Annotated in this window: 12 protein-coding genes; 8 read left to right on the top strand and 4 right to left on the bottom strand. The window is 70.9% G+C overall.

All coding sequences use genetic code 11. The annotated features are described in order from the left end of the window. Positions 1-85: 85 nt before the first annotated feature. Complete coding sequence (locus ABZX37_RS03215; RefSeq protein ID WP_354735465.1) at positions 86-286, bottom strand: DUF5988 family protein; 201 nt, start codon at positions 284-286, stop codon at positions 86-88. 333 nt (positions 287-619) lie between these two features. Here ABZX37_RS03215 and ABZX37_RS03210 point away from each other — a divergent pair, with 333 nt between their 5' ends. Further along, positions 620-1957, top strand: a complete 1338-nt coding sequence (locus tag ABZX37_RS03210) for a hypothetical protein (protein WP_354735464.1) — start codon at positions 620-622, stop codon at positions 1955-1957. On the opposite strand, the gene ABZX37_RS03205 is transcribed toward ABZX37_RS03210, so the two are convergent. Next, positions 1897-2997 carry a hypothetical protein gene (locus tag ABZX37_RS03205; RefSeq protein ID WP_354735462.1) on the bottom strand — a complete coding sequence of 367 codons (1101 nt, stop codon included), beginning with the start codon at positions 2995-2997 and terminating at the stop codon, positions 1897-1899. The two genes, ABZX37_RS03210 and ABZX37_RS03205, sit on opposite strands and share 61 nt — an antisense overlap. A 478-nt stretch (positions 2998-3475) precedes the next feature. Here ABZX37_RS03205 and ABZX37_RS03200 point away from each other — a divergent pair, with 478 nt between their 5' ends. Next, complete coding sequence (locus tag ABZX37_RS03200; protein WP_354735460.1) at positions 3476-3652, top strand: hypothetical protein; 177 nt, start codon at positions 3476-3478, stop codon at positions 3650-3652. A 158-nt stretch (positions 3653-3810) separates the two neighbouring features. On the opposite strand, the gene ABZX37_RS03195 is transcribed toward ABZX37_RS03200, so the two are convergent. Then, positions 3811-4572: a helix-turn-helix transcriptional regulator gene (locus ABZX37_RS03195; protein WP_354735458.1), complete on the bottom strand. Its 762-nt coding sequence runs from the start codon at positions 4570-4572 to the stop codon at positions 3811-3813. A 74-nt stretch (positions 4573-4646) separates the two neighbouring features. Between ABZX37_RS03195 and ABZX37_RS03190 the strand changes: the two genes are divergently transcribed. Beyond that, the gene (locus ABZX37_RS03190) at positions 4647-5588 is read left to right on the top strand and encodes an amidohydrolase family protein (protein ID WP_354735456.1); all 942 of its coding nucleotides are present in this window, start codon (positions 4647-4649) and stop codon (positions 5586-5588) included. 49 nt (positions 5589-5637) lie between these two features. Here the strand turns inward: ABZX37_RS03190 and ABZX37_RS03185 are convergent, their stop codons facing one another. Then, the gene (locus ABZX37_RS03185) at positions 5638-6564 is read right to left on the bottom strand and encodes a TauD/TfdA family dioxygenase (RefSeq protein ID WP_354735633.1); all 927 of its coding nucleotides are present in this window, start codon (positions 6562-6564) and stop codon (positions 5638-5640) included. Between the two features lie 234 nt (positions 6565-6798). Here ABZX37_RS03185 and ABZX37_RS03180 point away from each other — a divergent pair, with 234 nt between their 5' ends. The 5 genes from ABZX37_RS03180 to ABZX37_RS03160 are packed head-to-tail and all read left to right on the top strand — an operon-like array spanning position 6799 to position 11393. Then, positions 6799-7803: an ABC transporter substrate-binding protein gene (locus tag ABZX37_RS03180; protein WP_354735454.1), complete on the top strand. Its 1005-nt coding sequence runs from the start codon at positions 6799-6801 to the stop codon at positions 7801-7803. Then, complete coding sequence (locus tag ABZX37_RS03175; RefSeq protein WP_354735452.1) at positions 7803-8621, top strand: ABC transporter ATP-binding protein; 819 nt, start codon at positions 7803-7805, stop codon at positions 8619-8621. Before ABZX37_RS03180 ends, ABZX37_RS03175 begins: the two co-directional genes overlap by 1 nt. Next, the gene (locus ABZX37_RS03170) at positions 8618-9451 is read left to right on the top strand and encodes an ABC transporter permease (RefSeq protein ID WP_354735450.1); all 834 of its coding nucleotides are present in this window, start codon (positions 8618-8620) and stop codon (positions 9449-9451) included. The genes ABZX37_RS03175 and ABZX37_RS03170 overlap by 4 nt, the downstream gene beginning before the upstream one ends. Before the next feature lie 14 nt (positions 9452-9465). Continuing rightward, the gene (locus ABZX37_RS03165; RefSeq protein WP_354735448.1) at positions 9466-11043 is read left to right on the top strand and encodes an FAD-binding protein; all 1578 of its coding nucleotides are present in this window, start codon (positions 9466-9468) and stop codon (positions 11041-11043) included. After that, entirely contained in the window at positions 11040-11393 is a 354-nt protein-coding gene (locus tag ABZX37_RS03160; protein ID WP_354735446.1) for a ferredoxin family protein, read from the top strand. The genes ABZX37_RS03165 and ABZX37_RS03160 overlap by 4 nt, the downstream gene beginning before the upstream one ends. The last annotated feature ends 3 nt before the right edge of the window (positions 11394-11396 follow it).

Raw genomic sequence — 11396 nt, 5'->3', positions numbered from 1 at the left:
CAAGTAGACGGAAAACGGTCGGAAAGATCAGGATCGCGTTGTGTGCCCGATTCCGGGCGGCTGCGCGGGAAAACCGGTTTCCGCGCTATTCGGCGATCGCGGTGCGGTAGCTCCAGCGGAACACGCGGACCAGTTCGCCCCGGACGACGTCGCGCCCGTCGGTGCGTTCGAAATGCTCGTGCCCGCTGCGGTGGTCCACCGACAGCCGCCGCGGGAGGCGCCCGTCGGGCAGCGTGCGGACCGGGTCGAGGGAAGCCGGCCCGCCGGCCAGCAGGATCGTGGTCATCGGAACTCCTCAATGCCGGGCGGGACTGCCCTTCCCAGTAAGCCCGCGACGGCATCGCCGGCCAATACGCGGACGGTGCCCGGGTTGTTGCACGCGCGGACGCTGTTGAACGGCCCCAGCGGGCGTCGCCCGAAATCTCGCCGCGACGGCGAACGCCCGGCGAGGCACACCCGGATGGCGCAGTTGAACCGGGGTTCCAGCGGGTAACTATCCGGCAGAACACTTCGCCGAACCCTGTTTCGCCGGTCGCACGAGCGCGAAGCAGCGGATGTATCCGGCGAGACCGTCCGGGGCTCCGGACGATGCGGCACTGTCGTCGACGAAGGGACCTGGGTGGCGCCGAACCATGTGCTCCGGAATCTGCTCGCCGAATCCGGATGGACCGGTCAGACGCTGGCGAACCACACCAACGAACTGGGCGCCGAGATGGGGCTGCGGCTGCGGTACGACCGCACCGGGGTCGCCCATTGGCTTTCCGGAACGCGGCCCCGCCCTCCGGTGCCGGAGCTGGTGGCCGAAGCGTTCACTCGCCGCCTGGGCCGCCGCGTCACGGCGGCGGACACCGGGCTGGAACGCGCCGCGTCCGTCGCGCCTCCGCCGGGATGGCACACCGGCGTCGCCGCTGAGCTGGTGAACCTGTGCGAGGACGGCGCGGCCAGCCGTCGCACTGTCGCCGGCTGCGTCTACAGCCTGGCGGCTCTGTCCGTCCCCGGCTGGGCCGATCTGGCCGGTGTCGCGGCGACGGCGCGCCCGGCGGACGGCGCGGGCAAGCTCGAACGCGCCGAACTCGACGCCGCGAAGGCGATGCTCGAACTGTTCTCCGCCGCCGATCTGATGTTCGGCGGCGGGCATGCCCGCCCGGCTCTAGTGCGCTACTTGCAGACCACGGTCGCACCCTGGCTGCGCTCGGACGCGGCGCCGGCCGTGCGCACCGAGTTGTTCGTCACCGCGGCCCAGCTGTGCTATCTGTGCGGTTTCTTGTGCTTCGACGACGAGTCGCACGGCGCCGCCCAGCGGTACTACCTCGTCGCCGCCCGCCTGTCCCGCGCTGCCGGGGACGCCGTGCAGTACGCCATCACGTTGCGGGCGTTGAGCGTGCAGGCCCGGATGCTGGGCCACCGGACACCGGCGGTGAACCTGGCGACCGCGGCGGCGCGCGCGCTGCCCGGGCACGCTCCCGCGCGCGCCCGGGCCTTCCTGACCGGGCAAGTCGCCGTCGCCGAGGCCGCGACGGCCGACCATCGCCGTGCGGTGGCTCATCTGCGGGCCGCTGAAACCTACCTGGGCCAGGCGAGCGACGTCGCGGTCCCGGTGGGCTCCTATCACTCCGCTGCCCTGTCGCACCACCACGCGGCCGTCCGGGCCTGCCTGGGGGAGCGGCGTGCCGCGGTCTCCGCGTTGACCCGCTCCCTGCGCCACCGGTCCGCGACGGAGCGCCGGGCCCGGGCGATCACCCTGGCCCGGCTGGCCGAACTGCACCTCGACACCGGCGAGCTGGACCGCGCGTGCCAGTCGTGGAACGAATTCCTCGACGATTACCCCCACCTGTGCTCCCGGCGCGCCGACACCGCGCTGGCCACGCTGCGGGCCCGCCTTCGGCCGCACGCCGGCTATTCCGCCGCCCGCGCGGTGGCGTACAAAGCGGCCGAGCTCTGCCGGGCGGCGGCCTGACGCGCGGGGCCTGTCGCGATGCCGGTTCGGGGCCGGATCTCCCCGGCGCCGCGGAGCGGTTCGGTGACGACGCGGCGGCGCACGACGGCGAGCGGCCCGAGACCGGACAAAGCCGTCGCCACCTCCTCGGCGATCTCCGTCCCGGCGGGACCCGCCACGGCCATGCCCACGGTGGCCGCGCCGGACAGCCACCCGGCGCGCAAGTCCGCGAGCCTGCCGACCCGGTGCGCCGGGCAGATTCCCCCGGCCCATCCGAGCAGTTCCTCGCCCGCCCACGCGCCTTCCGGACCGCAGATCAGCAGCACGTCGCTGGCGGCGGCCACCGAGCGCACCGCCTCGCGCCGATCGGAAGCTGCGTACCCGAACTCGCGAGGATGCGGTCCGCGCAATCGCGGAAACCGGCGCCGCAACGCCTTCACCGTCTCGGCCGCCTCCTCGACGGGCGTCTCCGGCGCCACTACGTAGGAGACCCGGTCGGGATCGATCCCGCTCAGGGACCCGGGGCGGTCCGGCGCAGCTGCCCGCACCTCGGCCCGCCGGGCGCACGCGACGACCGCCGCGGCGGGCTCCGGCGACCCGACCACCAGCACGGTGTCGCCGAGCAGCGCGAATCCGCGCGCCGAGGCCGCCACCGACGCCACCGCCCGCTCCGTTTCCCCTCCTGTTTCGGACACCGCGAGCAGAAGCCGTCTGGTGCGGACCGCTGACGACCACTGCCCGATCAGGTCCCGCGCCGCCGCCCGCCCGTGCTCGTCGGCGATCCGGGCCGCCACCGCCGATCCCGCCGGTCTGCCGTCATGGTCCAGATACGACATCGCGCAGACGACCGCGTCGCCGGCCACCTTCTCCGCTTCCGCCGCGTGCACGCCGGCCACCCGTGCCCGGAACCCGAGCCCGCAGGCAAGCTCGGCGAGAAGCGGCGCTGTCGGGCATCGCACCGTGCCTCGGCGCGGATGGCCGAACCGGTCGGCCACGACGATTTCGCCCGCGGCGACGCCGCTGGTGCGGAAGGAAACGAGTTCCAGGGATCTGCCAACCATAACCACTCCAGAAATCCGGAAAAGGGTCCGCTTCCGCGGAGACGCCTCGGTGATCGTCGAGCGTGCCGACTATGGCAAGGGACCGCCCGCGGCCACAACGAATCAATCGAAGCGCCACTCTTTCGAGGCGGCTTCCGCGTACGGATGCGCGACTGAATTGCGGGCGACGCGGGAATGCAAATCCGCCTAGGCTCGGGGCGGGAACCGTTGCCGGGAGAAATTCGGCGAAATCGAGACTGTGAGCGTTTTCGGGTGCGTCTGCCATCCGGTTGCGGTGTCCCTCGCGCGGTTCTGCTCCCGCAATGGCGGTACGGCTCTTTCGCTTGTGCGGTCGCCGCGCCTTACTGTGAGCTTCCTTGCGTCCGGGTGCGGCCATCCGGGTGAAGCGGGCGTTATTCTGCGTGAAAGCGAAGGTTGAGTGGTTTACCGAAGTGCATTATGGAAAACTTGTACCGGGGGCCGGAAATCTGGAGAGGAAATGAACGAGAAGAAAATTCGCAATGATTCGGAAGGGCATGAGGAAGCGGCGGTGAAAGCCATGGAAAGCAACAAGACCGCCGAGGCCCAGGTGCACGCGACCCTGGCGGTGTCCAAGGCGATCAACAGGATCGCCGACTCGGCGCCGGCCGACGGCGAGGACCGGCCTGGCGCGTGACGGGCATCGCCGCCGTCCTCGCCCGCCGGTGCGGGAGGCGGCCGCCGACGGGGCCCGCGGCGAAAGTGGTGTTCGCGGGCGAGATCCGGGCGGCGAAGCCGACTGCGCGTCCGCAGCGGCTGTCCCGGCCCGTGAGCCCTGGCTCCGGCGGAGGCTTTCTACCCGGCCGGGACGAACGCGATCAGCCGCTGATGGGGATCGTCGACCACCTGCAGCACCACCTGGTCCACCGTCTCCTCGACTCCGCCCGGCAGTCGGAGCCGCACACGGAGGTGCGTGTGCGGGCGGACGACGTCGTTGCGTTCCCACATGGTTTTGAAGTCGGGGTTGGTGCGGAGCAGGTCGTCGATCCAGTCTCCGGTGGGCGGGCCTGCCGGGGTGCTGGCGCGGACGACGCCGATCACGGTGCGCTGCATGGCTTCCAGGTCGGTGAACCGGCTTTGCAGGACGGGGTCGGTGAACACCATCTGGACGAAGCGGCGTTGCGCTGGCGGGGTCGCGCCGAAGTCGGTGAGCAGTCGGGCGGCGGCGGGGTTCCAGGCGAGGATCGCGGTGGCCGGTCCGACGAGGAGGGCGGGCACGTCGCCCATCCGCTCGACCAGGCGGCGCAGCGGATCGCTCGGCTCCGGATCCTCCGGCAGGGCGACCGGGTCGGCGAGGAGGTCCAGGGCGTAGCGGGTCTGGTCGTCGTCGAGTTCCAGGGCGGCGGCGACGCGGCGGACCACGTCGGCGCTGGGCAGGACCCGGCCCTGCTCGATCCTGGTGTAGTACTCGTCGCTGACGAACGCCCGAGCCGCGACCTCCGCGCGGCGCAGACCCGGCACCTGCCGTCGGCCCGTCTCGGAGGCGGGCGGCGGGGCCTCGTCGCGGCGGGCGTGCAGGAACGCCCCGAGCTGCGCCAGCCGAGGATCGCGCGCCATCAGCAAAGACTCCGGGGGAGGGGGATCGGATCCTCCCCCTCCCGCCGCCGGCGCCGGGGAGAGACGGTGGAGTCATGAGCGCACACGAACGCATCGACGTCCACACCCACCTGGTCCCTCCCTTCTGGGGCGAGTCCCTCGCCCAGCACGGCGGCGACCCCTCAGGCTGGACCGTTCCACAGTGGACGCCGGACGACCACCTGACCTTCATGGACGCCAACGGCATCGCCACGAGCGTGCTGTCGCTGACCGCCCCGAGCGTCGCGGGCTGGGAGGGCACGGCGCGGCGCGAGATGGCGCGGCGGGTCAACGACTACACCGGCGGACTCGTCCGCGAGCGCCCGGACCGGTTCGGGAACTTCGCGACTCTCCCGCTGCCGGACGTCGACGGCGCGGTCGCCGAAGTCGACTACGCCTTCGACCAGCTGCGCGTCGACGGCGTGGTGCTGCTGTCGAACTACGACGGCGTCTACCTCGGCGACGACCGGTACGCGCCGCTGTGGGAAGCGCTGGACCGGCGCCGCGCCGTGGTGTTCATCCACCCGGGGCACCCGCTCCTCCCGGTGCTGCCCGAGGTTCCCGGGCCGATGGTGGACTATCCGTTCGACACCACCCGCAACGCCGTGCACATGGTCGTCCACGGGATCACCGAACGGTACCCGAACGTGCGCATCATCCTCTCGCACGCGGGCGGCTTCGTGCCCTACGCGGCCCTGCGGTTCTGCCAGGTCCAGACAGCGTTGAACCCTGCGGGGCCCACCGAAGACGAACTCCTGGCCCGGTTCCGCAGCTTCTACTGGGACACCGCACTGTCCTCGGGCGAATACGCGTTCGGCGCGCTGACCCGGTTCGCCGACCCCGCAAAGATCCTCTACGGCAGTGACTTCCCTTACGCCCCAACGCCAGTCGCCACCCGCTTCACCGAAATCCTCGACACTCAGAGCGGACTGACCGCCGAACAATCCCGCGCGATCGACTCCGCCAACGCCCGCGCCCTCTTCCCGCGACTGGGCTGAAAACGAACACGTCCGGCCGTGCTGAACCGCAGCACGGCCGGACGCGGGTTCAGGCCAGCGGCGAATACGCCGCCGCGTCGCCGACCCGCGCGGTGCTGCGGACCCCGTCAACACTGACCGGCACGTCGCCCGAAACAGTGACCCGGTGCAAGCGGCGAGGGAGATCGTCGTAATCCGCGACGCCGTAATGCTGGCTGGCGCGGTTGTCCCAGATCGCGACGTCGCCCGGCGCCCATTGCCAGCGCACAGTGTTCTCCAGCCGGGTCACGCGGGCCTGCAGCAGTTCGAAGATCGCCGCCGATTCGGTGCTGGACAAGCCGACCAGTCGCTTCACGAAGTGCCCCAGCAGCAGGACCCGCTCGCCGGTTTCCGGGTGGACCCGGACGACCGGATGTTCGGTTTCGTAGATCTCGGACCGGAATTCGTCGCGATAGGACTGTTCCTTCACGTCGACCCCGCCGACGCGGTATTCGTCCGCGCGGCCGGCGTAGTCGTGGGCGTTGGTGTGCACCGCCCACAGCCGCTCCGCCAGCGACTGCAGCGACGCGGGCAGCTTGGCGTACGCGTTCGCGGTGTTCGCCCAGGTCGTGCTGCCGCCGTAGGCGGGGAGGGTGACCGCGCGCAGCAGGCTGATCGCCGGGATCCGGTCGACGAACGTGACGTCGGAATGCCAGCTGTTGGCTTTTCCGTGCTGCGCGTCGATCGGCAGGATGTTCCCCAGCCCGGTGCTGCGGACGGTCGGATGCGGCTGCGTGAGCCCGCCGAGCAGCCGGGCGAACGCCTGCTGCCCTTCGTCGTCGAGGTGGTGCTGCTCGCGGAAAAAGATGACCTTGTTCGCGAGCAAGGCGTCCCGGATCCGCGCGACGGTGTCGGCGGGCAGGTCGCCGCCGAGCCGGATTCCGTCGATGCGGGCGCCGATGTCGGCACCGATCTTGTGTACGGCGAGGCGCGTGTCCACTGCGTCGGCGAGGGTCATCAGGTACTCCCATTCGGTGTGCTCGGCTGCCTTCAAGACTGGGCGCCCGCGCGCCCGGAAAGCAAGATTGCGCTCAGGGTGAAACAAATTCGTCCCAGAATCCGGGCAGCGGGCCCGAGTCCGGGATGTGGGACGTCGTTGCCTGCCGGAAAGCCTGCTGCCAGCCTGATCCGCACGCCGCTTCCGGCAATTCCGTGCTCCCTTTTCCCCTGTGCGAAAAAAGGACGTGCCACCGTGACCACGAGCCGAAGGAACTTTCTGGGACTTGCCCTCGCGGGGCTCGCGGCGACGGCGGCCGGCTGCGCCGCGGCGAGCGGCGGCACCACGAAAACCCTGCGCTACCAGGGCTGGGCGGGCCAGGTCACGCCGCCCGAACTCGCCGCCGACCTGGGCTATCTCGGCGACGTGACGCTGCAGTGGGTGGGCGACACGATCAGCGGGCCGCAGGACATCCAGTCCGCGGCGACCGGCCAGGTGGACTTCGGCGGCGCGTTCAACGGAGCGGTCGTCAAACTCGCCGCGGCCGGGGCCCCGATCACCTCGGTGCTCGGCTACTACGGCGTGGACAAGCTGGAGTTCAACGGTTTCTACGTGCTGGAAAACAGCCCGATCCGCGGCCCGCACGACCTGGCGGGCAAGAAGATCGGCATGAACACCCTCGGCGCGCACTCCGAGGCGATGCTCGACATCTACCTCCAGCGCCACGGACTGTCCAAAGAGGACATAGCCAAGGCGGAACCGGTCGCGCTGCCCCCGGTGAACACCGAACAATCGCTGCGCCAAGGCAACATCGAGGTGGCCGTGCTGGACGGCATCCTGCGCGACAAGGCGCTCGCGCGCGGCGGCATCCGGCCGTTGTTCACCGACTACGAGCTGCTCGGCGCGTTCACCGCCGGAACCTATGTGTTGCGAAAGGACTTCATCGAACGCAATCCGGACACCGTGCGCACGTTCGTCAGCGGAGTGGCCAAAGCCATCGAATGGAGCAAGACCACGCCGCGCGAGAAGGTCATCGAACGCTTCACGAAGATCGTCAAGGGCCGCAACCGCAACGAGGACACCGACCCGCTGAAGTACTGGAATTCCTGGGGCGTCGCGGACAACGGCGGCGTGATCACCGACAAGGAGCTGCAGCTCTGGATCGACTGGCTGGGCGGGCGCGGCGACATCCGGCCGGGTTCGGTCAAGGCGGGCGACCTCTACACCAACAAGTTCAACTCGTACGCGAAGGGCCAGTGATGAGCGGGGTGCACAGCGGAATCAGGTTCGCCGATGTCGGCAAGACCTTTCCGGTCCGGGGTTCCGGCGGCGGACTGACCGCGCTGGCCGGGATCGACCTGGAGATCGGAGCGGGCGAGTTCGCGGTGATCGTCGGGCCGAGCGGCTGCGGCAAATCGACGCTGCTCGATCTGCTCGGCGGGCTCGCCGAACCGGACACCGGCCTGATCCAGCTCGACGGAGCGCCGGTGCGCGGGCCTGGCCGGGACCGGGGGATCGTGTTCCAGCAGTACGCGTTGCTGCCGTGGCGCACCGCGCGGGGCAACGTCGAATTCGGCCTGGAGGCGACCGGGGTGCGCCGGGCCGACCGGGCGCGGCGGGCGAGGGAGTACCTCGATCTCGTCGGCCTGCTGGAGTTCGCCGACCGGCATCCGCACGAGCTGTCCGGCGGCATGAAGCAGCGCGTCGCGATCGCGCGCAGCCTCGCCTACGACCCGGACGTGCTGCTGATGGACGAGCCGTTCGCCGCGCTGGACGCCCAGACCCGGGAGTCGCTGCAGGACGAGCTGCTGCGGATTTGGCGGCGTACCGGGAAAACTGTCCTGTTCATCACCCACAGCATCGACGAGGCCGTCTACTTGGGACAGCGCGTCGTGGTGCTGACGTCGCGGCCGGGCCGGGTGAAGAGCGTGGTCGACATCGATCTGCCGGGGCGCGACGACGTGGCGGACGTCCGCTCGACCGGCGAGTTCGCCCGGTACCGGCACGCGATCTGGGAACTGCTGCACGACGAGGTGGCCCGGGCGCACGAACTGGAGAAGGAGGCCGTCGGAGCATGAGCGTCACCACTGTCCCGGAGACCACGAGAACCGAGCGGACGGAGCCCGCGGCAACCCGCCCCCGAGCCGGACGGGGCCGGCTCCAGGCGGCCTTCGTGAAGAGCATCGCGCTGATCCTGCTGCTCGCGGCGTGGGAGATCGCCCCGCGCGCGGGCCTGGTGGACCCGGTTTTCCTGCCGCCGTTCCACACCGTCCTCGGCGCGCTGGCGGACCTGGCGGGCAACGGGCAGCTCGCCTCCAACGCCGGGGCCAGCCTGACCCGGTCGCTGGCCGGATTCGCCCTCGCCGTCGTGACCGCGGTGCCGCTCGGCGTGCTGATCGGCTGGTACAAACCGGTTTCGGACGTGCTGACCCCGCTGGTGCAGGTGTTCCTCAACACCGCGGCGCTGGCGCTGCTGCCGGTGTTCGTGCTGATCCTCGGCATCGGCGAGACCTCGAAGATCGCCATCGTCTTCTACGCCTGCACCTGGCCGGTCCTGCTCAACACCATCAGCGCGGTGCGCTCCGTCGACCCGACCCTGCTCAAACTGGCGCGCTCGCTGGACCTGTCGGCGCCGCGGTTGTTCGCCCGGGTGGTCCTGCCCGCGTCGGTGCCCACGATCTTCACCGGGATCCGGCTCGCGGGAGCGGCGGCGATCGTCGTCGTGATCGCCGCGGAGATGGTCGGCGCCAAGGCCGGGCTCGGGTACCTGATCAACTTCTCGCAGTACAACTTCGCCATCCCGCAGATGTACGCCGGAATCGTCGCGATCTCCGTTCTCGGCGTCGCGTTCAACCAGCTGCTCGTGACCGTCGAACGGCGGTTCACGTCCTGGCGCACGGATCGCTGAGAAGGGACCACCTGATGGAAACGCTCGACTTGACCGCCGACGTGTTCGTGGCGGGCGGCGGCCCGGCCGCGACGTGGGCGGCGCTGCACGCGGCCCGCGACGGCGCGGACGTCGTACTGGCGGACAAAGGCTACTGCGGAACCAGCGGCGCGACGGCCGCCGCGGGCACCGGCGTCTGGTACGTGCCCCCGGACCCGGCCGCCCGGGAGGCGGCGATGGACTCGCGCGAGGAACTCGGCGGCAGGCTCGCCGACCGGAGGTGGGCGGCCCGGGTGCTGGACGAGACCTACGAACGGGTCAACGAACTCGCGGTCTCGGCCCGGTTCCCGTTCCCCGTCGGCCCGGACGGACGCCAGCTCCGCAACGGCCTCCACGGCCCGGAATACCTGCGCCGCATGCGGGTTCTCGTCCGGCGCGCGGGGGTGCGGATCCTCGACCACAGCCCGGTGACCGAACTGCTCGCCGATCCCTCCGGGGCGGTCGCGGGCGCGGCCGGTCACCAGCGGCAGGGCGGGCAGGACTACCGGGTGCGGGCCGGCGCGGTCGTGCTGGCCACCGGCGGCTGCGCGTTCCTGTCGAAGGCACTGGGCTGCGACGTCAACACCGGGGACGGCGCGCTGTTCGCCGCCGAGGCCGGGGCCGACCTGTCCGGCATGGAGTTCTCCAACGCCTACGGCATCGCACCGGAGGGCACCTCGGTCACCAAGACCGCGTTCTACCACTTCGCCACGTTCTTCCGGGCCGACGGCAGCGTGCTCGAGGGAGCCAGCGGCGTCCGGCGCTCGCCGATCGCGCGGGAACTGCTGCGCGGCAAGGTGTACTGCCGCTTGGACCGGGCCGATGAACAGGCCCGCGCGGCGATGCGGCTGGCCCAGCCGAACTTCTTCCTCGCTTTCGACCGGATGGGCATCGACCCGTTCACCGAGAGGTTCCCGATCACCCTGATCGCCGAGGGCACGGTCCGCGGAACCGGCGGCATCCGGATCGTCTCGGACGACTGCGCCACCACGGTTCCCGGCCTGTACGCGGCGGGCGACGCGGCCACCCGCGAACTGATCTGCGGCGGTTTCACCGGCGGCGGCAGCCACAATGCCGCCTGGGCGATGTCGTCGGGCACCTGGGCCGGACGGGGAGCCGCTCGTTACGCCCGGTCGCTGGGTTCCCGTGCGCACCATCGCCGGACGCTCGCGCTCGGCGAGGCCGGGCTCCGGCCGGGCGGGCGTGTCGACGGAGACCACCGCGAGGTGATCGCCGCGATCCAGCGCGAAGTCCTGCCCTACGACAAGAACTACCTGCGACACGGGAACGTGCTGACCCCGGCGCTCGCCTCGTTGGACGACATCTGGACGCGGCTGCGAACGTCGCTCGGCGGCTCCGGCGAACTGTCCGTCCGCACCCGGCAGGCGGCGGCGATGGCCGCGCACGCACGGTGGATGTACCGGTCGGCGCTGGCTCGTACCGAGACGCGGGGCATGGCGAAGCGGCTCGATTTCCGCTCGCAGGACCCGGCGCAGCGGCATCGCCTGCACACCGGCGGTCTCGACACGGTTTGGGTTCGTCCGGAAAGGACAGTCGTGGAGGCGGTGTCGTGATCGAGCTGGTGTCCGCGGAGCGCTGCATCGCCTGCGACAAATGCGTCACGGTCTGCCCGACGAACGTCTTCGACCGCGGCGCCGACGGCATCCCGGTGATCAGCAGGCACGACGACTGCCAGACGTGCTTCCACTGCGAGGCGAACTGCCCGGTCGACGCGTTGTTCGTCTCGCCGCGGACGTCGCCGGAACCGGAGGGGGCGATGGCGAAGGACGCCGATCTGCTGACGGACGGCGGCTTGCTGGGCAGCTACCGGGAACGGCTCGGATGGGGGAAGGGCCGCGCACCGGCTCCCAGCCTGGCGATCGGCCCGCCGCTGCGCCCGGGCGCGGACCCGATCACGAGCTGAACG

Source organism: Amycolatopsis sp. NPDC004079 (assembly GCF_040610415.1).
Taxonomy (GTDB): Bacteria; Actinomycetota; Actinomycetes; order Mycobacteriales; family Pseudonocardiaceae; genus Amycolatopsis; species Amycolatopsis halotolerans.
The sequence above is the reverse complement of the archived record's forward strand: the minus strand, read 5'-3'. Positions and strand labels throughout refer to the sequence as shown.